The organism is Embleya sp. AB8 (genome assembly GCF_049739465.1).
Classification (GTDB): Bacteria; Actinomycetota; Actinomycetes; order Streptomycetales; family Streptomycetaceae; genus Embleya.
Window position 1 is genome coordinate 158,697 of sequence record NZ_JBMHHY010000017.1, and the last position, 20,252, is coordinate 178,948.

Genomic DNA, 20,252 nt, shown 5'->3' on the forward strand with positions numbered 1-20,252 from the left:
CGTTTTCGTGATTTTACCGTGATGGCTTCACTCGTGTGGGCGAACGTGGAGTGACATTCCGGAGTGCGGAGGGTACCGGCCGAGACGCCTTCCTGCGCGGGTTTCGCCAGGTTCCGCAGGCTTCCGTAGCTTTCCGCCGGCTTGCAGGCTTTGCAGGCTTCCCCGCAGACAGGAGTCGCGCTTGTCGCTCACCGCCCCCGTTCCGCCACCGTCCGCCGCCCGGCCGGGACGGGGCGCGCGTCCGCGTGCGCTCCCGCGACCGCACGGGCTGCGCGCGACCGTCGTGGTGGCTGCCGTGATGCTGGTGCTGATCGTCGTCCCGTACCTGCTCAACCACTCCGTCGTCGGCGCCGCGCCGGTGACCGCCGGCCAGGTGGTCACGCTGGGCGCCTTCCGGTACCACCCGGCCCCCGGCTGGCAGATCGACCGGGGCGCGTCCTCGGCGGACATGGTCAGCGTGCTGGTCAAGGGCGCGACGAAGTATCGGCTGACCCCGCTGGGCCGGCAGTCCTCGGCGGCGGGGGCGCTCAAGGCGGCGGCGCGGCGCTACGAGGCGACCGGACGCGGCCGGATCGGCAGCGACCCGGCCCCGGTGACCACCGCGCGCGGCCTGACCGGGCTGGTCACGTCGATCACCGGGAGCACCGTTTCCGGCACGCTCACCGTGCTGGTCGCCGGCGGTCAAGGTCTGGGCGTCTCGCTCACTGCCCGGCACAGCGCGCCGCTGACCGCGGCGGTGGCCGACGACGTGGCGCGGATGCTGGACTCGGTGGAGGTGGTCCCCTCGTGAGCGTGGCGCCGTTGACCGACCGCCGGGGGCGCCGGGACGCGGGCGGCATCGTGCAGCCGGCGCGTGCGGCATTTTGGTTCTACCCGATGGCGCTGGTGCTCGGGGCCGCGAGCGTGGTGCCGAACTTCGTTCGGCTGTCGTCGGCCGCCCCGTCGGGCGCGCTGGTGCTGAGTGTGGTGATCCATACGCTGTGGTTGATCCCGGCGCTCGCGGTGATCACCCACCTCGAACTGTTCGAGCGCGAGCCGCTGTCGTTCTGCATCGCGGCGGTGGTCTGGGGCGGCGTGGTGGCCACCGGGTTCGCCGTCGTGGCCAACGACAACCTGCTCAGCTACCTGGCCAAGGTGGACCCGGAGTTCTCCACCGACTGGGGCGCCTCGGTCTCGGCACCGGTGGTCGAGGAGACGCTCAAGCTGCTCGGCGTCGTGGTACTGATCCTGATCAACCGGCGGGTCTTCGAGAACGTGCTCGACGGCTTCGTCATCGGTGCACTGGTCGGCCTGGGCTTCCAGGTGGTCGAGAACGTGATGTACGGGCTGAACGCGGCGATCCAGTCCGGCGAGACCTGGACCTCCGGGATCGTGGCCAGCTTCTTCGTCCGGGCGATCGTCAACGGGCTGTGGAGCCACGCCGCGTTCACCGCGATGACGGGAGCGGGTGCGGTGTACCTGTTGGTCGGGGTACGCCGGCCGATGGTGGTGCGGGTCGCGGTGGCGGTGGCGCTGTACGTGGTGGCCTGGGGCTTGCACTTCGTGAACAACTCGCCGCTGTTGGAGATCGTTCTGGGGCGTACCGACTGGTACCTGACCATCGTGCAGATCGTGCTCAACGGGTTGGTGGTGCTGGCGATCGCGAGCTACGTCTACCGGCTCGCGGCGCGGGAGGAGTACCGCTGGTTCGCGCGCGCGGTGGGCGACGAGCCGGAGCTGTTGCCGCTGCGGGAGTTGGCGGCGCTGGCCTCGAACAAGACCCGGAAGGAGGCGGTCGAGGCGGCTCGGCGGGCACACGGGCGCAAGGCGGCTCGGGCGCAGAGCCGGTTGCAGCGGGCCCAGTTGGGCTATGGGGTCGCGCTGGCGCGATCGGCGGATCCGGAGACGGATCCCGGGGTGGCTCGGTGGCATCGGCGGATCGACCGGGCTCGGGCGATGGTGGTGGCGGCGGATGTGGAGGCGCGGGGGGCGCCGGAGGCGCACGGGATGCGGGGGATGCGAGCCATGGGGGATGTGGGGGATGTGGGGGATGTGGGGGATGTGGGGGATGTGGGTGGGGTGGCTGAAGTGGCCGAGGTGGTGAAGGCCGTGGAAGTGGCCGATGGCGTGGATGCGGAGGATGCGGAGGATGTGGTGGAGGGGTCGATGGGGCCTGGGGTGGGGCGGGGGGAGGGGTTGCCGGAGGTTCCGTAGTGGGTCTGTGGGTCTGTGGGGCTGTGGGTGTTGGGCCGGCCGGCGTGGGGTGGCCGCGGGTGTGGCTTGCGCGGGTTGTGATGGTGCGTATCCGGATGCCGGATGGGTGCTTGATGTTGTCCGGGTGGGTACGTCGTCGGCGCGGTGCCGGTCAGCGGCGGCGCGGATTCGGGGTGGTGTCGTCGGGCTGCCGGGGCGGTTCGGGCTGCGGGGGCCATTCGGCTTCCTCGAGGTCGGCGAGCCGATCCTCGCGCAGCAGATCCCGGGGCGCGGTGCTGAGGTCGCGTCGGCCGAGTGCGCGCACCACCAGGAGCACGGTCAGGCCGAGCAGACACGCGGACACGGCGAGTACGACGAGTCCGTCCATGGTGCTCCTCCCTACCTACCTATCCATCCATATAGGGCAGTTGCCCTCCATGGTCCCGGGTGAAGCCGACCTTGTGAACCCGAGCGGGCGAGGGTGAACACCGGGCGTGGCCGCGCGGCCACGTGCTGCGCCGGATGTGGCGGGTGGTGCGGGGTGCGGCGGGGCGCTCAGCGGGTGGCGTTCGGCGGGTCGGGGTCGGCCATGATCCGGCGCTGTCGTTCGGTGCCCGTGTCGAAGAACGCGTCGAGGTATTCGGTCGGTTCGAGCGGGCTGTCGCGGGCCAACGAGAAGACCTCCATGCCGTGTTCTATGTGGGCGTCGAACAGCCGGAACGCCTGGGCGAGGCCGAGGTATTCGGCGTCGTCGACATCGCGTGCGTATTCGAGCGCGTCCGCCTCGGCGAGGGCGATGGCCTCGGCGAAGTCGGCCGCCCGCCAGAGGGTGATGCGTTCCTCGTAGACGTCCGGCTGATGGTGGAACAGGCAGCGGACGGAGTGCCAGGCGGGATCCTCGGTACGCGACGGGGTGTCAGGCGATTCGGTCACCCGGCCGAGTGTGCCGGCGCCCGGTCACGGGTTCGGCACGTTTGCCCTTCGGGACCGGAACGCCTGTGCCTTCGGCGGCACATGGGCCGCGTGGGTCGGGTGGATTGGGTGGGCTGGGGGGGTGAGTGGGGTGAGTGGGCGGGGTGGTCACAATGGACGGATGCTTGAGTTGACCGACGCCATGGACCGGAACCTCGCCGAACACGCGTGCCACCTGCATCGGGTCACGCCGGGGATGCGGGTGGACGAGGACGATGCGGTGACCGTCGCGGACAGCGGGTTGGCGCACGACTCGTACAACATCGTCGCGGGCGCGCGGTTGACCGCCGAGACGGCGGGGCCGGTCGTCGAGCGGACGATTCGGCGGATCGCGGCCACCGGGCGGCCGTTCTCGTGGTGGGTCACCCAGGGGTCGCGGCCGGCGGATCTGGCCGAGCGGTTGGTGGCGCGGGGGCTGCCGGTCAACGAGTCCGAGGTCGCGATGTGGACGCGGTGGGATCGGACCGGGTCGGCGGCGGGTGCGGTGCCGGGTGGGATGCCGGGTGCGGTGCCGGGTGGGATGCCGAGTGGGTTGCGGATCGAACCGGTGTGTACGCGGGGCGGGTTGCTCGATTTCGCGGGGGTGTTGGCGACGTTGTGGACGCCGTCCGCGCGCGACGTGGTGCGGTTCGCCGAGCTGACGGCCGAGGCCGCGCTCGGGTCTGCGGCGCGGTACCTGGTGGGGTACGAGGGGGATCGGCCGGTGGCCACGGCCGAGGTGTTCCTGCACGCGGGGGTGGCGGGGGTGTACAACATCGCGACGCTCGCCACGGATCGGCGGCGTGGGTATGGCGCGGCGCTGACTCGGGCGGCGTTGGATACGGCGGTGGACGCGGGGCATCCCGTGGCGGTGTTGCAGGCTTCGGCGGTGGGGGAGCCCGTGTACCGGAAGTTGGGGTTCGCGGTACTCGGGCCGGTCACCGAGCATGCGTTCGCCGGTGGTGGGGTGGATGCGGATGGTGGCCGTGTGGTGTCGGGTTAGGCGAGTAGTTCCGGGTGCAGGGCTTCGACCATTCGGCGCATGCCGTCCTGCCAGTGGACGGTGGTGCGACCGGTGATCTCGTGCATCCGGGTCAGGTCCAGCGCGACCGACTCGATGGTGGCCTCGGTGGGGTTGAACTCGGCGGTGGCGCCGGTGAGTTCGGCCAGGTAGGCGCACCACTCCTCGATGCTCACCGGGTCGCTGCCGCCCCAGTTGACGGTGGTCACCTCGGGGGTGGCGGCGGCGAACAGCGCGGGGAGGGTGTGCACGATGTCGTCGACGTGGATCGGGTGGTAGACGCTCGGTGTGTTGGTGTGTACGTCGATCGGTGCGCCGCCGAGCATCATCTCCAGGTGGATGGCCGGCCAGCCGCCGTTGTCGCCATAGGGCACGGACAGGCGCGCGATCGTGGTGGGCAGGGCGAATCGGCGGGCGCCCCAGCGGGCGGCGGCCTCGGCGGCGATCTTGCAGATGCTGTACGTCTCCAGGAACGACCAGACGCCGTGGTTGTCGCCGAGAGCGGCGGATTCCGCCAGCTCCTGGTGCCCCGCGGGCCGGTAGACGGCCGTGGAGGAGCAGTGCAGGAAGGCGCGGGCGGATTGGTGATGCTCCATCAGGGACAGTACGCCGCCCGCGTTTGCGTCGAGGTCGAGGGGCCAGTCGCCGTTTTTGGCGACGGCGAAGTTGAGTACGTAGTCGGCGTCGGCGGGTAGCGCGGCCACGTCTCCGGCGGCGAGGTCGATCTTGACGCAGGTCACGCCGGCGGCTTCCAGGCGCTCTCGGGCCTCGTCGTCCTGGAAGCGGGCTGCGGCGTATACGTCGTTGTGCCGGGCGAGGATCTTGGCGACGGGTTCGGCGACTTGGCCGGTTGCGCCGGTGACGACGATCTTGGCGTCGGTGAGCGGTGCCATTTGGGTCTCCGTGCGAATGGTTGTGCGGGTTCGGGGGTCCTGCGGACGGCTCGTTTGTCCTCAACCGGCGGACGGGCTGGGGAGTGGTTCGCGGGTCGGTCGTTCGGGGTTCGGTTGGTGCGGTTGGTGCGTCCTGCGGACGGCTGTCCTCAAGCGCCGGACGGGCTGAACTGTGGTCCGAGGGTTGGGGTTTCGGGCTGCGGTTGGTGTGGGTTACGGACGGCTGTCGGCAAGCGTCGGACGGGGGCGGTGAGCTTTGGGGGTTGGTTGTGGTGTCGGCTGGTGAGGGGCGTGGCGGCACGTTAGTGGAGGTTGGGGTTGGGGGGAAGGGAAGGTTTGGGGTGTGGGCGCAACGGGGGCTGTCGGTTGGGCGTCCTTGGGGATGGGGAAGTTGCCTTCGGGGGTTGGTATGGGTGTGTTGGGGTGTTGCCGGCTTTGTGGAGCGCCGGTTTCGGATGAGCGGTACGGGTATTGCGAAGGGCCGCGTTGTGGGGCCGATTTGGGTGGGCAGGCGGTGGGGGCGCCGGGGCTTGCCGTGCAGGTCGGGTTCGAGCGGGCTCGGGTGGTGGTCGAGCCGGGGGAGGTGGTCGAGGCTCGCTTGGTGGTGCGCAACTGTGGGGGTGTGGCGGAGCGGTTTCGGGTTCGGGTGTTCGACGCGGAGCGGGTCGCGGTGATCGAGCCGGAACCCGGGGCGCCGATTTCGCCGGGGGCCGAGGTGGTGTGGACGGTTCGGTATCGGGTTCCGCGCGAGTTCGGGCCGGTGGCGGGGCTGTATCACGCGGCGGTGCGCGCCGAGGCGGTTCGGGACGGGCGGGTGGGGGCGGCGGCCGTGTTGGACGTGCGGATTCGGGGCGGGCCGGGGGTCGGGGATACGTGAAACGGGCCCTTCGGGCGGGATATGGTCCGGATCCCCGAGGGGCCGGCAGCATGACCGGAATGAAGGCATCCCTGTGGTTCACATGGACTCCATCCGGCGCCGGTTGGGCCGACTGCACCATTGCCGACACGGTTTCGGAGGCGCAGTTGATCGTCTCCCATCTCACGCCCGCGCCCGAGGAATTGATCAGTGCGGTGACCGCGCTTGCGCTGGGCGAGCCGGGTGACCACAAGGTGCTGTTCGAGGCCGAACCCAACGGCTATCTATGGCACTTGAGTCCGGACGGCGACGCGGTCGACATCCGGATCGTCGCGTATGCCGACACGAGCGCGCGCAATCGGCCCGGCGATGTGTTGTGGGAGGCGCGCCATCCGATCGAGGTGCTCGCGCGGAGTGTGCTGCGCGGGTTCGACCGGGTGGCCGCCGATCTCGGCGAGGACGGGTGGTACGCGGACTGGCGACGGCCGTTCCCTCGGCGGGAGTTGGCGGCGTTGCGGACGGCGTGGCGTAGGCGGAGCGGTGAGTGGACCGGGTGATCGGGAGGGCGACCCGGAGGGAACGGGAGGGGGAGCGGGAGAGCGAGCGGGAGGGCGAGTGGGCTCGGGTGCGGGCCTGGGGAATTTCGGTGTCCGCAGCCGGCGTACGGGGTGGGTGGTGCGAGGCTTGAGCGTATGACCGCACCTCGTGATCCATCCGTTCCGGGCGCAGCGGTGAACTACGGCGTCGAGTACCACGTCGAGGCGGAGGCGATCCGGCGTACTCTGCCGGCCGCCGCGCGTCGGGCCTGGGGGGAGTTGGAGCGGCGGCTGCGGCACGATCCGTGGGCCGTTGGCGCGCGGATGAGCGGCGGACTGCGGGACACCCTGGAGGCGGCGTTCGCGGCGCATGGGTTCGCGACGTACATCGTGCAGGAGAAACGGGTGATGGTGAGCGTGATCAACCTGGTGTGGATCGCCTGAGGGGGCGCGGGGGCCGGTGGTGGGATGCCCCTGGACGCCGGGACCCGGGACCGAGCTCACGGTTCGGTTGACGGTGTGTACGCCGACGTCGACGCGGGTCGGTGGCGTGGGCGGCACGGTCGACTATCGCGAGCGGCGTACGCGGGTCGACATCGTGCCGCCGGCGGCGGGCGCGGCGGTGGACCTTCGGGAGCTGAGCCGAGCCGATGGAGAAGGAGAACGGGGCGGGTGCGGCCCGACCCGGGCGGTAGCGCGACGGCGTGGCCGTCGAGTCGGGGGAGACCCGGCGGCCGTTGCGGTCGGTAGGTATGTGGCCGGCGTGGTCCGAAGTGTGGGTCAGGACGAGTGTGCCTGGGCTTCGGCGTCCTTCTTCGCGTAGTGCTCGCGCTCGCGCCGGTCCGCGCGCAGGATGCCTCGGATCACGAATGTGAAGCCGACCGCGACCGCGAGGAAAGGGGTGAGTTCGGCGAAGGTGCCGAGGGCGTTCAACACGATGACTCCCAAAGGTGATGCAGCCGCGGGGTGCCGCCGCCCGTTCGCACCCCCGGCCGCGCCGGTGACCCGAACCGGGAACGACCCGCTCCGCCGTTCGTCCTCCGAGCGGCGCGGACCACACTACCGCCCACGCTTTCGTCAACCACCGGTGGCCACAGTTGGTGGGGACGGGCGGAGGTTACGGCGGCGCGCCCGGCGTGGTTGACTCGCGTTGTGTCGCCTGGGCTGGGCTTGATCGTTCTTTATACGCTGCGGCTCGACGCGTGCCGTGAGTTCTACGCGTCGCTGGGCTTGGAGGTGGTGTTCGAGCGGCACGGGGGTGGCCCCGAGCACTACGCGGCGACGCTCGACAACGGCACGGTGCTCGAGCTGTATCCGGCTCGCTCGGATCGGACCACCACCGGATATCTGCGCCTTGGCCTCGTGTTGACGAGCTCGCCGTTGGCGGTCGGTCGGCATCGATTGACGGACCCTGATGGGCGGGCCGTGATGGTGGAAGTCGTGGTGGCGCCGGGGTAGGGGTTCAGCGGGGGCCGCCGGTGGCTTCGGTGAAGCGGCGGAGGTCTTCGACATGGGCGCCCCAGCCGTCGCGGTGGGCGGCGGCCAGGTTGGCGCCGTCGGGGAGGCGGTTCCAGCCGGTTTCGCGGACTCGGAGTTGGGTGCCGGGGCGGGCTCTGGACAGTTCGATGGTCACCGTCGTGGATACGGCCCAGTCGTCGTCGGCCCAGTTGAAGCGCAGCAGGCGGCACGGGTCGATCGCCTCGACCCGACCGGTGGTCAGCCGGGCCTCGCCGTTGGCGCCGCTCCAGGGTTCGGAGAGCCGGCCGTTCACGCGTGCGTCCAGGTCCAGGTAGCTCCACCACAGGGCGCGGGTGTCCGGATCGACGAGGGCGTGCCAGACGGCCTCGGCGGGCGCGGCGATCACGACACTGACCTCGACGAGCGGTTCACGGACCATGAACCAACCGTAGATCTCGCGAACGCCCACGTCAGCCCACTAAGGGTTCGCGAACGGTTCGCTGAAGGTCAAGACTGCGCCGCATGCGCGCCGCGTGCACCGAGTCGAGCGCGGGGAGTCACCGGAGTGCGAGTGGAGTGGGGGTGGAGTGGAGGGTGGAGTGGGGGTGAGCCGAGGTGGGAGCCCTGCTCGGGAGTGGGGCCGGGTGGTGGAGCCGACGTCGAACGTGCGGTCGAGGCGGGGTGCTCCGGCCGGGCGTGGGGCGTGGTCGGCGGGGTCCGGTGTGGTGTGGTCGCGGGTGGAGGTGAATTCGCCGATTGGGGGGCTTCCCGGATGGGGAACGCACAGCCACAGGTGCGTAGTCCGCATCACCGGCCATCGGGAGGATCCGCCCATGCCCCACCCGCCGATCGCAACTCTGCGAAGTGCGTTCACCGCCTCCGCCAAACCGGGTAGCCAGGACTGGCCCAGCTTCGCCGACTTCGCCGCGTTCGCCGCCGCCGGGCGGGCGTGTGGTCGGGCCCCGCTGCTCGGGTTGCCGGGCTGGACCTGTGATGACGCCGCGCGCGTCCTGGCCCTGGCCGAATTGGCCGTGCGTACGCCCGAGTGTGATCTGTCCGCGCATCTGCGCACCCTGTACTGGCGTGGCGACGCGCACGAACGCCGGGCCGTGCTGCGCTCGTTGCCGTACCTCGCGGTGCGGCAACGGGATCCGGCGCTGGCCGCTGCCCTGGTCGAGGACGCGCTGCGCAGCGGTGATCCGCAGTTGGTCGCGGCGGCGCGGTTCGCCGAGGTGGCGTAGGGCGCTCGGGTGGGCGGGATTGACCCGGCCTCCGGCCTGGGTGGCCTCAAGTGCCGGCCCGGCTACTTGGCCTCAAACGCCGGCCGGGCTGGATTTGGCTTGCCAGGGCTGGATTTGGCTGACTCGGCCCGGACCGGCGACTGGTCCTGCGCGCCGCGGGACCGGCCCTGCGCCGGGTGGTCGACCTGCTCGGCTGGACCGGCGCGGGTGGCCTGATCGTGGCCGAGGACCGACCGTTCGGGGAGCGTAGTGGGGGAGCGCGGTGATCGGCCCGAACCATGACCACGCCCGCCCGCGTACCGGCGGTGGTCCGGTGGAGGTACTGCCGTTCGGCGCCTCGGACCTGTGCCTGGTCCGCGCCGTGGTGCGGCGCCATGCCGACGCGGTCGGCCTCGGCGGCGACCGCCCCGACTGCCTGGTCCTGGCGGTACACGAGATCGCCGCATGCGCGGTCGGCGCCGGCTCCCGACCCGCGCTGCTGCGCTGCGTCCCCCGGGCGGGGCGGGTGGTCTGCGAGATCCACGTGGCCGGCGACAATCCCACCGGCTGCCGCCGCCGTGCCTTCCCCCGCCTGACCGACAAACACGAGACCCCGGGCCGCGGCCTGTGGCTCGCCCGAGCCCTGTGTGACGAGGTCGAGGTGGCCGAATGCCCGGAGGGCGTGGTGGTCCGGATGACCATGCACCTGCCCGGAGGGGCTTCGCAGGCGGCGGACAGGCTGCCCTGAAGGCGCGAACGTGGGCGAACCACGTGGCCACGCCGGGGTGTTGTGGGTGTGGGTCGGGTGGCGCGAGGCATCCCGTAGGGTCCTCTCGGATGGTTGGTGGTCCGGGTGGCTGTGCGAAGTCGGATGCGAGTCAAGGGAGATGGGCATGCCGGTAGGGCGGGTCGCGGTGGTCGGCGGGAGTATCACGGGCTGTGCGTTCGCGGTGGCGGCGGCGCGGGGTGGGGCCGAGGTCACCGTGTACGAGCGGACCACGGGCGAACTCGCCGATCGGGGTGTGGGGATCGCGCTGCACGTGGATCGCTACGCCGAGTTGGTGGCCGCCGGATACCTGGACGACACCACGCCGTGGCGGAACGTGGTGGGGCGCAAGTGGCTTCTGGACGACGGCGATTCGGCGCGGGGACGGTTGGTCTGGGACCAGCCGGCCGCGTTTCGTATGTACAACTGGGGCCAGTTGTGGCAGGGCCTGCGCCGTCGGGTCCCGGCCGAGGTGGACTATCGCGGTGGTACGCCGGTCACGGTCGGTCCGGACGGGGAGATCGGGCTCCCGGACGGCACGCGTGAGCATTACGACGTGGTGGTGGGTGCGGACGGCTACGGGTCCGCGGTGCGGGCCGCGGTGTTTCCCACGATTCGGCCGCAGTACTCGGGCTACGCGATGTGGCGCGGGAGTTGCCGGTGGGAGCACGAGCCGATGGACGATCTGATCTCGATCTGCGTCCCGAACGGGCAGGGCGTGATGTATCGAATACCCGGCGCCGACGGTGATGAGGACCGGCTGTCGTGGGGGTTCTACAGCTCGGTGGGTGGCCTGGCCGATGCGCGACCGGCGTTGTTGGCGCTGGCTCGCAAGTACTTTCCGCCGTTCTGGGCCGACTTGGTGACCGGCACACCGGAGAGCGAGACGTTGATCCAGCCGATCAACGACCTGGTCGTGGACGCGTATACGAGTGGACGCACCCTGGTGGCCGGGGACGCGGCGGCGATCGCCCGGCCGCATGTGGCCAGTGGTGCGGTCAAGGGGATCCAGGACGCGGTGGCGTTCGAGACGGCGTGCCGGGCGGTGGGGCCGGCGGGCTCGTGGGACGAGGTGCTGGCGCGCTACCAGGCCGATCGTTACCCGGCGGGCGCGGACCTGGTCCGGGTCGCGCGGGCGATGGGCTACGCGATGGTCGAGGACACCCCGGACTGGGCCACGATGACGCCCGAGCGCATGGTCGACTGGTGGGCCGCGCAACATGCGGACGACGGCTTCGGCGGCCACGCGCTCGGGGCGTCGATCAGCGTGCGGTGAGGGGTTTGCCGGGTGGCCTCGGACGGGCTCAGGCGGGGGCGTCGGCGATGTGCATGTTGATGTTGAGCACCTTGCCGTTCGGGTCGCGGACGAAGAAGCGCCGTACGCCCCAGGGCTCGTCGGTGATCGGGTACACGATCTCGTAGCCCCGCTCGCGGGCCTGCGCGTAGGCCACGTCGACGTCCTCGACCTCGATGGACATCGCCGTACGGCCGGACTGGGCGTCCCAGTCGCACTCGTCGGTCACCACGATCAGCTGCGCGGTGGGGTTGCTCGGCGAGCGGAACATCAGGAAGCCGGGCTCGTCCATGGCCGGCTCGAAGCCGAGGAAGTCCTGGTAGAAGTCCCGATTGGGGCCGAGCTCGGTGGCGGAGACGCTGGGTACGACGCGGCGAACGTTCATTGGGCCAGGTTAGGCACGCGGACCGACATCGCCGGTGGAGGTGGGCGGTGTCGGTCGGGTGATGGGGTGGGAGCGACCGGTCCGGTCCGCTCGTCGGCGGACCGGACCGGGGTTCGGTTGTGGGGCTTTGCGGGGTGCTGCCGTCAGGGCAGGGGGGCGAGGGGGATGTCGAGGTATGCCTCGGTGTTCTTCGGGGATGAGAGCTCGATGGTGGACGGGGTGGTGTTGGCGTCGGAGAAGAACGGGTCGTGGGAGTCGATGATCAGCTGGAGCTGACGGCCCTTGGCCAGCACGTAGTGGGCGGGCTGGAGGGGGAAGGTCACCGTGGTGGCCTGACCGACAGGTCGGCCGGTGAGGGTGTACGGGGCGTGGGTGATGATGCGGGCGTTGCCGGTCGCCGGGTCGAAGTCCATCAGGTAGGCGACGATCGAGGCGTCCCCCGCCGCCTGCGGCTTGACGGTGACCCGCAGCTCCAGCTCGCCCTGGACGCGCATCGGCTGCTCCAGCGGCGCCGTGGTCCAGACCGCGGCGAGGTCGCGGTCGATGGCGGTGGTCTTGTAGGTGTGGGGCCGGCCGGTGCGCTCGGCCAGGCCCGTCTTGACGAGCTGTGGGGCGACGACGGCCTCGGTGCTCTCGCCCGTGGCGTCGAGGGAACGGGTCCAGCCCGACTGCGGCTGCCCCTCGGCCATCGGTGCGTCGGCCTTGCCGGAGGCCGCGGCGCCGAGGTGGAACCGCTTGCGGGGCAGGACGTACTTCTCCCAGCTGTCGTGGGACAGTTCGGACAGGAGGTTGTGCATGTACTCCGAGCGGACCCCGAACTGCGGCTGCGCCCCGCTGCCGGCCGAGCCGCCGAGGTAGTGGTCCAGCCAGCGGTAGGCCATCTCGGTCGGCTTGGCGATCAGCCCCAGGAGGCCCGGGAGTTCGCCGTTGCCGTGGTCGCCGACCTGGACGAGCAGCGACTTGGGGCTGCGGAGGTCCTTGAAGAAGTCGACGACGGCGGGCACCGAGAAGATCGTCTCGTGCCAGTACGTGGTCATCAGGACCGGCAGGTTGTTGTCGTTGTACGCCTTCAGGTACTGCTTCGGCGAGCGGACCCGGGCGAACTCCCTCACCTCGTCGTCGATGGTGTTGTTGCGGATCTTCTCGATGACCCCGCGGAACTCCTTGGAGCAGCGGTCCTCGCCGAACAGGGCGACGAGCGCCTCGAACGCCGCGGTGTGCCGGGTGTCGTTCTCGTACAGGGAGGCGAACAGGTCTCCCCAGGCGCTGGCGCCGGCCACGGCCTTGACCCGGCTGTCCTTCGCGGCCAGCAGCAGGCTCGTCCCGGCGCCGTAGGACGCGCCGAAGCAACCGATCCGCTCCGCATCGATGCCGTCCTGTCCGGTCAGCCAGGTGAGGATCTCGATGCCGTCCGCGACGTCCTGCGGCCCGGCGACGTGGATTTCGCCGCCGGAGCCGGCCAGGCCCCGCTGGCTGTAGGCCAGGACGGCGTAGCCGCCGAGCGCCAGGCGCGGGAACATGCCGAGGTAGGCCAGGCGGCCGATCGGGATCAGCGGGGCGGGCATGACGACCACGGGACAGGTCTGGCTCGGCGCGAGGTTGCGCGGCATGCTCAGTGCCGCGTCGATCACGGTTCCGTCCGCCATGGTGATCGGGGTCTCGCGGTACTCGGCGACCTCGGCGTACGTCTCGTAGGTGTCGGCCAGGCCCCACTGGTCGAGCCGGCCGACGCGGCGCGGCGACGGGTCCAGCATCGCCTCGCGGATCGCGTCCAGCGTGGCAACGCTTTCGGGGTCGAGCGCGAACGGAGCCGCCGAGTGGCCATCAACAGGCATGGGAGTGCCCGCCTTCCAGATTCCGGGAATGGGACCGTCTGTCGAAGGCATGCTCTCGTTGCTCGCGGTCCACCCCTGGTGGTGAACCTCCCCCGTCACTCGAAAGAGTGACCCGGCACCGTTCAAACCCCTCGGGTGCGCGTGGGAGCTGTTCTCTTCCCGCGGGTGGCAGGGGACGTACACGGCCACCGGGACCACCACGGTCCCGAGCAGCCGCATCACGATCCGCCCACGCACCCAGAATTGCCGCAAACCCCAGGACACGCACCGCTTTAGGCGACAACGATCTCGACCAGTCACAGGTGAATCGGCGGGGCGGCTCAGGTGTCGGCTCGGATGTCGGGTCAGGTCTCGGCGCGGTCCTCCAGGTGCCAGCCGATCACCCGGTCCGGGTGGATTCGGAGCACCTCTCGGCTGAAGAACCCGGCGGCGAGCGGCGGTTCGTGATCGCGCAGCAGTTCGGCGCGACCACGGATCTCGACGCCGCGCCCCCAGCCGGGCTTGTATGCACCGGGCTCGTCGGGCGTCATGTCGTCCACGACGAAGGCGACGGCCGGATTACGCTCGGCGTTGCGCCATTTCTGGCTGCCGCTGAGATTGGGGCCGCCGATGTCGATGGTGCCGTCCGGGTTCAGGCGAAATCCGACGGGCCGCACCTGGGGTTCGCCGTTCGGCCCGACGGTGGCGAGCCGACCGAGACTCTGGCCGAGCAGGTACGCGCGTTCGATGTCCGTGTAGCTCGCCATGTGCGATGCACCCCGTCCGTATGTGGCGCCGGCCCGATGGCCGGAACGTTCGACTCGAACGTAGAACCTCAAGGCGACTTGATGTCAAGCGCTCGAGCAGCCAAATCCGGCCATCTGGCTGCACCCATTGTGTCCGAATCGCTACGTTGTGCGTGAGCGCCGGGGTCGGCGCGTCGGGGATGGATCAACTGGAGCCGCTGCTATGTCCACTCGACCACTCGGGGCCAACGCCAAGTTGGTATCCGCACGCCGCGCACTGGGGCTGCACTCCCAGGCCGGCTTCGCCGACGCGTTCGAGGAGCACGCGCGCGCGATGGGTATGCGCCTGGCGGTGAGCGTGCGCCAGGTGCGGCGGTGGGAGAGCACGGATCCGCCGTATCCGACGCCGGACTATCGCCGTGTGCTTGAAGACTTCTTCGGGAAGCCGCTGAGTGCTCTCGGATTCACGGCTTTCGACGAGGCGCCCGAAGAACAGATGAGTCAGGCTTGGCGCAGCTTGATTACGGAGCAGCCCGAACGCCTTCATCGATTGATGCGACTGGAGACCGGGACGGCGAGCATCCGGAGCTATGAGACCACGTTCATTCCGGGCCTGCTCCAAACTGCGGACTACGCCCTTGCAATCATCCTTATGCTCGACCCCACCCTGTCCATGGCAGAGGCCCGCGAGAGACAACAACTGCGGATGGACAGGGCACAACGACTGTTTCGTGGTGGTCGACCCGCCTGGTTCATCATCGCCGAGACGGCCCTGTATCAGCCGATCGGAAATCCGGAGGTCCTGGCTGATCAGCTCGACCACCTCGGGAGAACCGTTTCGGAACATCCATCGATCCGAGTGCAAATTCTCCCTCCGGGGCGCGATTCACGGCACCCGCGTCCTGCTTGCTCCTAGAGCCCAAGCGAGGCCGGTACGCTGCTTGGTTGGAACAGTTCGCGGGCTCGCTGCTGATTGATAGGCCCGATGACGTCGAACACTTCGGAACTGCGTTCGATCGCCTGCATACATCCGCACTGTCCCAGGTGGCGTCCCACAGCACGATCAGCGGATGGCAACAGGAGCTGCGCAGATCGATCGAGTTCAGCGTGAACCTTGTTGGATCAAGTTCGGTCACACCGGAACGGACGATTGAGTCGAAAATGCGGTCGTCAGCCCTGCCCTGGGCATCCAGGACAGCAAGGTCTCCCAATCCCCAGTGATACCCGTGGCCCCGGCGGCTTGGGCAGCCCTGGTTGGGGAACTTCGGTAGCCCGGTGGCCCTTCGGCGCCGAAGCGTCGATCGCGCGTATTGCGCAAAGGCTCGTGGAACTGGAGACGGCATGGTCAGCAGGGTTCCGCAGTGGCGAACCAGCAGCTACACCGGGGGAAACGACTGTGTCGAGGTCGCGTCCTTCGGAAACGTGATCGGAGTGAGAGACACCAAGATCGAAGACTCCCCGACAATCACCGTCCACCCGGCGGCCTGGGCCGACCTCATAGCGCGTGCCGGGCACTGAGCTGAAAGCGTGGTTCGCGATGGTCGAGATGCCCGGCGCCGCGTTCGCTGCGTTGCCCACGGATCTCCCCGGCCCTTGGGCGCTTCGCCGTCAATTGGAACCCGCCTGCGCAGCGGGGACCGCGTCCACCGACGATGCCGCCCTGCGGGCACCCGGGTTTGGGGCCCGCAGGGCGATGCTTTGGCGGTCGGTCAGCCGGTGGCGACCGGCAGTAGTGGGTTGCCGACGCCGATCGGTGTGTTGGGCAGGACGATCGGGCCGGTGGGCGGGAGGACGATCGGGTGCACCGAGTTCAGGCAGGACTTCAGCTGGGTGAGGGCGAAGGGAATGCCGCCCACGGTGGCGTTGACGTTGTACCACCAGAGGCACGTGCTGGTCTGCTGGGCCTGGTCCGGCGCGTTGACGGCGGCGTTCGCCTGCGTTCCGGTGGCCACCAGGAGCAGCGGTACCGTTGCTGCGACGGCTGCCGCAGAGACGGCCAATCGGCGTATTCCCATGAGGAGTTGGTCCTTGTCCGTAGTTGGATGAGTGCCACTTCGGCAGCGTCTCCGAGTTCGTCGGCACGCCCACCGGCATCCTCGCGACAGCGGTCGGTACGGCGGAATCCCATATTCCTGGGAGATCCCGGAATCGCGCGCGTTCGCCGTCCGTCAGGTGTCGCGGCGGGTGATCAGGGTGGCGGCCAGGGCGAGGAATACCGCGATGTACACGGCGCATTCGACGAATGCCATGGTCACTGTGGGCTGGAACGACTCCGGTGGGCGGTGGGTCTGGACCAGTGTGGTGAAGATGTTGTTGAGGGCCCAGCGTGCGGGTTCCTCGCTCCAGGTGCTCAGCATGTCGCCGACCGAGTCCGCGGCGAAGACCAGGCCGAACAGGGCCGAGATTGCGCCCGCGCTGGACCGGAGCATCGAGCCGAGCGCGATTCCGATCATTGCGACCGTGCCGATCAGCAGTCCGCAGCCGGTCAGCGCGCGCAGTACGTGCGGGTCGCCCAGTCCCGCGCCCACCCCGGCGCGCTTGGCGGAGAGTGCGGCCTGACCGACCAAAAACGTGGCCAGGACCAGGAATTGGCCCACCACCAGGGCGATCCCGCCGACGATCGCCGCCTTCGCGGCCAGCACTCGGCGGCGGGCCGGCGTCGCGGCGAACGTGGCGTGGATCAGGCCGGTGCCGTACTCGGACGAGAAGGCCAGGACACCGAGTACGCCGAAGGCCGCCTCGGCGAGCGGCACGGCGATTTGCAGTGAGGACCGCACCGGGTCGAACCTGGCCCGGTCCATGGCGCTCAGGTGGTCCCAATTCTTGAGGCTGTCGGAGAACACGCCGGCGAGGAGAAGCATCACCCCGGCGACCACCAACACGGTCAGATACGACGAGCGCACCGAGCGGAACTTGATCCATTCGGCGCCGAGCAGATCCCGATCCGGGAGCGTGGCGAGCGTGGGCACGGCCATGGTCACGACCGCCTTCCGGGCTTGGCGGGGGCGTCGGTGCGGTATTCGACGCTGTCCTCGGTCAGTTGCATGAAGACTTCTTCCAGGGACGGGTGTCGTGGGGTGATCTCGGTGAGCGTCAGGCCGTGTGCCCGGGCGATTTCGGCGATGGTGGTCGGGTCCAGACCGACCACCGCGAATCCGCCGTCGGGCTCGGCCGTGACGATGCCGCCGCACGCGACCAGGGGACCCACCGCCGCCGAGCCCTGTGGTGAACGGATCAGTACGTCACCCTGGGCACCGGAGGCGACCAGGTCGGCAACGGTCGTGTCGGCGATCAGCCGCCCCCGGCCGATCACCACCAGGTGGTCGGCGGTCAGTGCCATCTCGCTCATCAGATGACTGGAGTAGAAGACCGTCCGGCCCTCGGCCGCCAGCGACTTGAGCAGGTTGCGCAACCAGCGGATGCCTTCGGTGTCCAGGCCGTTGAGCGGTTCGTCGAAGATCAGCACGGGCGGATCGGCGAGCAACGCCGAGGCGACGCCCAGGCGTTGCTTCATGCCGAGGGAGAACTGCCCGATCCGCTTGCGGGCCACCGCCTCAAGGCCGGTGGTGGTCAACACCTCGGTGACCCGACGGCGGCCGATGCCGTTGCTCCGCGCCACCCAGGCCAGGTGGTCGTACGCCGACCGCCCGCCGTGCACCGCGTTGGCGTCGAGCAGCGTGCCCACCTCGCGCAGCGGGCGGCGCAGCCCGGCGTACGGCCGGTCGTTCACGAAGGCCGTGCCGTGTGTGGGCGCCACCAGCGCCAGGATCATCCGCATCGTGGTCGACTTGCCCGCGCCGTTGGGGCCGAGGAAGCCGGTCACCCGCCCGGGTAGCGCCGAGAAGGTCAGATTGTCCACGGCCGCCGCAGTGCCGTATCTCTTGGTCAGTTCCTGGACTTCGATCATGTCGTTGCCCTTCGCTCGGTCGATTTCGCCTGGTCTCGACGATCCCGGCAGTGGCCCGTCACCCGCATCGGAGCCCGGTCCGGACTCGAATCCGCACGGTCGGCCCCCGGTCCGAGCCGACCACGTCGCGCGACCGCACCGGCCGAGACCTCGGTCCTAGGCCGCCGGGACGATGTGGCCCACGCCCGCGCGTGGCTACCCTCGGGTTTATGCATTCCGAGCCGCGTCCGCCGCTGTCGAAGCGGCTGCGCCCCGGGCACTGGATCGTGCTGGACGTGCTCGTGGCGACCGTGTGCCTGCCATTGGTACAGACGTCGGCGGGCGCCCACTACGGCGCGCAACAACTCCCCGGGTGGCGGCTGTTGGTCCTCGTCCTGCCCGTAGCCTTCGTGCTGCGTCGGCGGCACCCGTTCGTCGGACTCGCCGCGGCCCTGGCGCTGGCGGGGCTGATGGCACTGGACGGCAAATGGAGCCAGGGCGAGGGCGTGGTGATCGTCACGCTCGCGCTGATCCTGTACTCGGTAGCCGCCACGAAGAGTCCCCGAACCTCCGTCCGGTGTCTGCTGATCGGCGCGGTCCCGGCGCTCGGGGAGTACGTGCGGGCCGTGACCGGCCACGCGCCCGGGCGGGCGTATGGATACGCCTCCGGCGGGGCGCTGTTCAGCCTGATGGTCCTGCTGGTCGCCTGGGTGGTCGGCTACGCGGTCGGCCGGAACCGGGCCTACGCCGCCGGGGTGCGGGCCTATCAGGAGGGTCGGGCCGCATTGCTGGTGGAGCGCTCGGTCGCCGAGGAACGGCTGAGGATCGCACGGGAGTTGCACGATGTGGTCGCGCACACGATGAGTGTGGTCGCGGTGCAGGCGGGCTACGGCCACCATGTGATCGATCGTCAGCCGGCCGAGGCCCGCGCCGCGCTCGCGGTGATCGCGACCACCAGTCGGGACTCATTGGTGGAGATGCGCCGGTTGCTCGGGGTGCTGCGCGAGGGCTCCTCGGGGCCCGGGGCTCGATCCGACGACGGCGACGCGCTGCGGCCGGCGCCGGGGCTGGCCGATCTGGGCCGGTTGACCGAGCGGATGGCGCAGGCGGGGGTACGGGTGAGCGTGCGGGCGATCGGGCGGGTGCGGCCGTTGTCCGCGAGCGTGGACCTGTGCGCGTATCGCATCGTGCAGGAGGCGCTGACGAACGTGGCCAAGCACGCCGGGACTTCGACCGGTCGGGTCACCCTGGACTACCGCGAGGACGAGCTGGCCATCGAAGTCCTCGACGACGGGCGCGGCTGTGCCGCGCCGGTCCCGGGCCACGGCCTGATCGGCATGCGTGAGCGGGTCGGGCTGCACGACGGCTGGTTCAGCGCGGAGGCGTTGCCGGGGCGCGGCTTCCGGGTGGCGGCGGGCCTGCCGTTCGAGGGCTCCGCGGTGGCGGCCCGGTGACCATCCGGGTCCTGGTCGCGGACGACCAACACCTGGTCCGCGCGGGCTTTCGCGGCCTGGTCGACTCCGAACCCGACCTCACCGTGATCGGCGAGGCCGACACCGGGAGCGCGGCGGTCGACCTGGCCCGGCGCGAACTCCCCGACGTGGTGCTGATGGACATTCGAATGCCGGACATCGACGGCATCGAGGCCACCACGAGGATCACCGGCGCGCCCGAGACGGCCGGCGTCCGGGTGCTCATCCTGACCACGTTCGATCTGGACGAATACGTCTATGCGGCGCTGCGCGGCGGCGCGAGCGGATTCCTGCTCAAGGACACCCGACCGGTCGAACTCCTGGACGGCATCCGGGTGGTGGCCCGCGGTGACGCGCTGCTCGCGCCGAGCGTCACGCGCAGCCTGATCCGTGAATTCGCCGAACTGTCGCGGATCGGCGGTGCGGCCGGCCCGACCCGATCCGCCTCCCGATTCGCCTCCCGGTTCGAGCTTCCGGCGTCGGTGACCGAACGCGAACGCGAGGTACTGGCCCTGATCGGCGCGGGCCTGTCGAACCCGGAGATCTGTGCCCGCCTGCACATCAGCCCCGGCACCACCAAGGCCCACGTCGGCCACCTACTGGCCAAACTGGCCGCCCGAGACCGCGTGCACCTGGTGATCGCGGCTTACCGGTCCGGTCTGGTCGGACTCGACTGACGCGGATCCCGGTACCCTCCCGATCGACGCGGCCGGCACCCTGTACCGCCGCTACCCGGGCCCCCGACGCCGCCCCCGCCGCCGCCCCCGCCGCCGTACAGCGCT

The 20,252-nt window shown here is 70.2% G+C and carries 25 protein-coding genes and 2 pseudogenes; 16 read left to right on the forward strand and 11 right to left on the reverse strand.

The window, feature by feature from the left end:
- The first annotated feature begins 181 nt into the window (after positions 1-181).
- A complete protein-coding gene (locus ABIA38_RS25690; protein WP_424641179.1) occupies positions 182-790 on the forward strand; it encodes a hypothetical protein in 609 nt (202 codons plus the stop codon).
- Positions 787-2,193 carry a PrsW family intramembrane metalloprotease gene (locus ABIA38_RS25695; RefSeq protein WP_424641180.1) on the forward strand — a complete coding sequence of 469 codons (1,407 nt, stop codon included), beginning with the start codon at positions 787-789 and terminating at the stop codon, positions 2,191-2,193. Before ABIA38_RS25690 ends, ABIA38_RS25695 begins: the two co-directional genes overlap by 4 nt.
- Positions 2,194-2,344: 151 nt before the next feature.
- Here the strand turns inward: ABIA38_RS25695 and ABIA38_RS25700 are convergent, their stop codons facing one another.
- Together ABIA38_RS25700 and ABIA38_RS25705 are read right to left on the reverse strand one after the other, a co-directional pair.
- Positions 2,345-2,560, reverse strand: coding sequence for a hypothetical protein (locus tag ABIA38_RS25700; RefSeq protein ID WP_424641181.1), 216 nt, complete (start codon positions 2,558-2,560; stop codon positions 2,345-2,347).
- Positions 2,561-2,727: 167 nt separating this feature from the next.
- Entirely contained in the window at positions 2,728-3,105 is a 378-nt protein-coding gene (locus ABIA38_RS25705) for a hypothetical protein (protein ID WP_424641182.1), read from the reverse strand.
- A 181-nt stretch (positions 3,106-3,286) separates the two neighbouring features.
- Here ABIA38_RS25705 and ABIA38_RS25710 point away from each other — a divergent pair, with 181 nt between their 5' ends.
- Positions 3,287-4,126 carry a GNAT family N-acetyltransferase gene (locus ABIA38_RS25710; RefSeq protein WP_424641261.1) on the forward strand — a complete coding sequence of 280 codons (840 nt, stop codon included), beginning with the start codon at positions 3,287-3,289 and terminating at the stop codon, positions 4,124-4,126.
- Here the strand turns inward: ABIA38_RS25710 and ABIA38_RS25715 are convergent.
- Complete coding sequence (locus ABIA38_RS25715; RefSeq protein WP_424641183.1) at positions 4,123-5,037, reverse strand: NAD-dependent epimerase/dehydratase family protein; 915 nt, start codon at positions 5,035-5,037, stop codon at positions 4,123-4,125. The two genes, ABIA38_RS25710 and ABIA38_RS25715, sit on opposite strands and share 4 nt — an antisense overlap.
- Positions 5,038-5,572: 535 nt before the next feature.
- Here ABIA38_RS25715 and ABIA38_RS25720 point away from each other — a divergent pair.
- The 3 genes from ABIA38_RS25720 (at position 5,573) to ABIA38_RS25730 (ending at position 6,873) form a co-directional block, all read left to right on the forward strand.
- On the forward strand, positions 5,573-5,914 hold the full coding sequence (locus ABIA38_RS25720; RefSeq protein WP_424641184.1) for a hypothetical protein: 342 nt from the start codon (positions 5,573-5,575) through the stop codon (positions 5,912-5,914).
- A 59-nt stretch (positions 5,915-5,973) separates the two neighbouring features.
- A complete protein-coding gene (locus ABIA38_RS25725; protein ID WP_424641185.1) occupies positions 5,974-6,450 on the forward strand; it encodes a hypothetical protein in 477 nt (158 codons plus the stop codon).
- A gap of 135 nt (positions 6,451-6,585) precedes the next feature.
- Positions 6,586-6,873: a hypothetical protein gene (locus ABIA38_RS25730; RefSeq protein WP_424641186.1), complete on the forward strand. Its 288-nt coding sequence runs from the start codon at positions 6,586-6,588 to the stop codon at positions 6,871-6,873.
- 336 nt (positions 6,874-7,209) lie between these two features.
- Here ABIA38_RS25730 and ABIA38_RS25735 read toward each other — a convergent pair whose 3' ends face one another.
- Positions 7,210-7,365, reverse strand: coding sequence for a hypothetical protein (locus tag ABIA38_RS25735; protein WP_424641187.1), 156 nt, complete (start codon positions 7,363-7,365; stop codon positions 7,210-7,212).
- A gap of 234 nt (positions 7,366-7,599) precedes the next feature.
- On the opposite strand from ABIA38_RS25735, the gene ABIA38_RS25740 reads away from it, so the two are divergent.
- A complete protein-coding gene (locus ABIA38_RS25740; RefSeq protein ID WP_424641188.1) occupies positions 7,600-7,887 on the forward strand; it encodes a VOC family protein in 288 nt (95 codons plus the stop codon).
- Positions 7,888-7,891: 4 nt separating this feature from the next.
- Here the strand turns inward: ABIA38_RS25740 and ABIA38_RS25745 are convergent, their stop codons facing one another.
- Positions 7,892-8,326, reverse strand: a complete 435-nt coding sequence (locus tag ABIA38_RS25745; protein ID WP_424641189.1) for an SRPBCC family protein — start codon at positions 8,324-8,326, stop codon at positions 7,892-7,894.
- Positions 8,327-8,720: 394 nt separating this feature from the next.
- On the opposite strand from ABIA38_RS25745, the gene ABIA38_RS25750 reads away from it, so the two are divergent.
- The 3 genes from ABIA38_RS25750 (at position 8,721) to ABIA38_RS25760 (ending at position 11,149) form a co-directional block, all read left to right on the forward strand.
- Positions 8,721-9,128 (forward strand): hypothetical protein, encoded by a 408-nt coding sequence (locus ABIA38_RS25750; RefSeq protein ID WP_424641190.1) that lies wholly within the window; start codon positions 8,721-8,723, stop codon positions 9,126-9,128.
- Positions 9,129-9,390: 262 nt separating this feature from the next.
- Entirely contained in the window at positions 9,391-9,855 is a 465-nt protein-coding gene (locus ABIA38_RS25755) for an ATP-binding protein (RefSeq protein WP_424641191.1), read from the forward strand.
- Positions 9,856-10,000: 145 nt separating this feature from the next.
- The gene (locus ABIA38_RS25760; RefSeq protein WP_424641192.1) at positions 10,001-11,149 is read left to right on the forward strand and encodes an FAD-dependent monooxygenase; all 1,149 of its coding nucleotides are present in this window, start codon (positions 10,001-10,003) and stop codon (positions 11,147-11,149) included.
- Positions 11,150-11,177: 28 nt separating this feature from the next.
- Here ABIA38_RS25760 and ABIA38_RS25765 read toward each other — a convergent pair whose 3' ends face one another.
- The 3 genes from ABIA38_RS25765 to ABIA38_RS25775 form a co-directional block, all read right to left on the reverse strand.
- Positions 11,178-11,552, reverse strand: coding sequence for a VOC family protein (locus tag ABIA38_RS25765; RefSeq protein WP_424641193.1), 375 nt, complete (start codon positions 11,550-11,552; stop codon positions 11,178-11,180).
- A gap of 143 nt (positions 11,553-11,695) precedes the next feature.
- Positions 11,696-13,387, reverse strand: coding sequence for an alpha/beta fold hydrolase (locus ABIA38_RS25770; protein WP_424641194.1), 1,692 nt, complete (start codon positions 13,385-13,387; stop codon positions 11,696-11,698).
- Positions 13,388-13,731: 344 nt separating this feature from the next.
- Positions 13,732-14,133, reverse strand: a complete 402-nt coding sequence (locus tag ABIA38_RS25775; RefSeq protein WP_424641195.1) for a PPOX class F420-dependent oxidoreductase — start codon at positions 14,131-14,133, stop codon at positions 13,732-13,734.
- A gap of 202 nt (positions 14,134-14,335) precedes the next feature.
- On the opposite strand from ABIA38_RS25775, the gene ABIA38_RS25780 reads away from it, so the two are divergent.
- The 4 genes and pseudogenes from ABIA38_RS25780 to ABIA38_RS25795 all read left to right on the forward strand — a co-directional run bounded on the left by ABIA38_RS25780 (position 14,336) and on the right by ABIA38_RS25795 (position 15,630).
- On the forward strand, positions 14,336-15,028 hold the full coding sequence (locus tag ABIA38_RS25780; protein WP_424641196.1) for a DUF5753 domain-containing protein: 693 nt from the start codon (positions 14,336-14,338) through the stop codon (positions 15,026-15,028).
- A gap of 29 nt (positions 15,029-15,057) precedes the next feature.
- A pseudogene (locus ABIA38_RS25785) lies at positions 15,058-15,117 on the forward strand (hypothetical protein); the annotation flags it as partial.
- Between the two features lie 161 nt (positions 15,118-15,278).
- A pseudogene (locus ABIA38_RS25790) lies at positions 15,279-15,383 on the forward strand (DUF397 domain-containing protein); the annotation flags it as partial.
- Between the two features lie 70 nt (positions 15,384-15,453).
- Positions 15,454-15,630: a DUF397 domain-containing protein gene (locus tag ABIA38_RS25795; RefSeq protein WP_424641197.1), complete on the forward strand. Its 177-nt coding sequence runs from the start codon at positions 15,454-15,456 to the stop codon at positions 15,628-15,630.
- Between the two features lie 191 nt (positions 15,631-15,821).
- Here ABIA38_RS25795 and ABIA38_RS25800 read toward each other — a convergent pair whose 3' ends face one another.
- From ABIA38_RS25800 to ABIA38_RS25810, 3 genes are all read right to left on the reverse strand, one after another.
- Positions 15,822-16,127, reverse strand: a complete 306-nt coding sequence (locus tag ABIA38_RS25800) for a hypothetical protein (protein ID WP_424641198.1) — start codon at positions 16,125-16,127, stop codon at positions 15,822-15,824.
- Between the two features lie 153 nt (positions 16,128-16,280).
- Complete coding sequence (locus ABIA38_RS25805) at positions 16,281-17,087, reverse strand: hypothetical protein (protein WP_424641199.1); 807 nt, start codon at positions 17,085-17,087, stop codon at positions 16,281-16,283.
- Between the two features lie 2 nt (positions 17,088-17,089).
- A complete protein-coding gene (locus tag ABIA38_RS25810) occupies positions 17,090-18,019 on the reverse strand; it encodes an ABC transporter ATP-binding protein (RefSeq protein ID WP_424641200.1) in 930 nt (309 codons plus the stop codon).
- Between the two features lie 209 nt (positions 18,020-18,228).
- Here ABIA38_RS25810 and ABIA38_RS25815 point away from each other — a divergent pair, with 209 nt between their 5' ends.
- Complete coding sequence (locus tag ABIA38_RS25815; RefSeq protein ID WP_424641201.1) at positions 18,229-19,452, forward strand: sensor histidine kinase; 1,224 nt, start codon at positions 18,229-18,231, stop codon at positions 19,450-19,452.
- Positions 19,449-20,147 (forward strand): response regulator, encoded by a 699-nt coding sequence (locus tag ABIA38_RS25820; protein WP_424641202.1) that lies wholly within the window; start codon positions 19,449-19,451, stop codon positions 20,145-20,147. The genes ABIA38_RS25815 and ABIA38_RS25820 overlap by 4 nt, the downstream gene beginning before the upstream one ends.
- Positions 20,148-20,252 lie beyond the last annotated feature (105 nt).

Bases quoted from the DNA above. Each gene is read 5' to 3' on its own strand.
- ABIA38_RS25725 (WP_424641185.1), top strand. From the start codon at position 5,974: ATGAAGGCATCCCTGTGGTTCACATGGACTCCATCCGGCGCCGGTTGG.
- ABIA38_RS25710 (WP_424641261.1), top strand. From the start codon at position 3,287: ATGGACCGGAACCTCGCCGAACACGCGTGCCACCTGCATCGGGTCACG.
- ABIA38_RS25750 (WP_424641190.1), top strand. From the start codon at position 8,721: ATGCCCCACCCGCCGATCGCAACTCTGCGAAGTGCGTTCACCGCCTCC.
- ABIA38_RS25795 (WP_424641197.1), top strand. From the start codon at position 15,454: ATGGTCAGCAGGGTTCCGCAGTGGCGAACCAGCAGCTACACCGGGGGA.
- ABIA38_RS25810 (WP_424641200.1), bottom strand. From the start codon at position 18,019: ATGATCGAAGTCCAGGAACTGACCAAGAGATACGGCACTGCGGCGGCC.
- ABIA38_RS25770 (WP_424641194.1), bottom strand. From the start codon at position 13,387: ATGCCTGTTGATGGCCACTCGGCGGCTCCGTTCGCGCTCGACCCCGAA.
- ABIA38_RS25760 (WP_424641192.1), top strand. From the start codon at position 10,001: ATGCCGGTAGGGCGGGTCGCGGTGGTCGGCGGGAGTATCACGGGCTGT.
- ABIA38_RS25780 (WP_424641196.1), top strand. From the start codon at position 14,336: ATGTCCACTCGACCACTCGGGGCCAACGCCAAGTTGGTATCCGCACGC.
- ABIA38_RS25715 (WP_424641183.1), bottom strand. From the start codon at position 5,037: ATGGCACCGCTCACCGACGCCAAGATCGTCGTCACCGGCGCAACCGGC.
- ABIA38_RS25805 (WP_424641199.1), bottom strand. From the start codon at position 17,087: ATGGCCGTGCCCACGCTCGCCACGCTCCCGGATCGGGATCTGCTCGGC.
- ABIA38_RS25730 (WP_424641186.1), top strand. From the start codon at position 6,586: ATGACCGCACCTCGTGATCCATCCGTTCCGGGCGCAGCGGTGAACTAC.
- ABIA38_RS25800 (WP_424641198.1), bottom strand. From the start codon at position 16,127: ATGGGAATACGCCGATTGGCCGTCTCTGCGGCAGCCGTCGCAGCAACG.
- ABIA38_RS25765 (WP_424641193.1), bottom strand. From the start codon at position 11,552: ATGAACGTTCGCCGCGTCGTACCCAGCGTCTCCGCCACCGAGCTCGGC.
- ABIA38_RS25700 (WP_424641181.1), bottom strand. From the start codon at position 2,560: ATGGACGGACTCGTCGTACTCGCCGTGTCCGCGTGTCTGCTCGGCCTG.
- ABIA38_RS25745 (WP_424641189.1), bottom strand. From the start codon at position 8,326: ATGGTCCGTGAACCGCTCGTCGAGGTCAGTGTCGTGATCGCCGCGCCC.
- ABIA38_RS25775 (WP_424641195.1), bottom strand. From the start codon at position 14,133: ATGGCGAGCTACACGGACATCGAACGCGCGTACCTGCTCGGCCAGAGT.
- ABIA38_RS25815 (WP_424641201.1), top strand. From the start codon at position 18,229: ATGCATTCCGAGCCGCGTCCGCCGCTGTCGAAGCGGCTGCGCCCCGGG.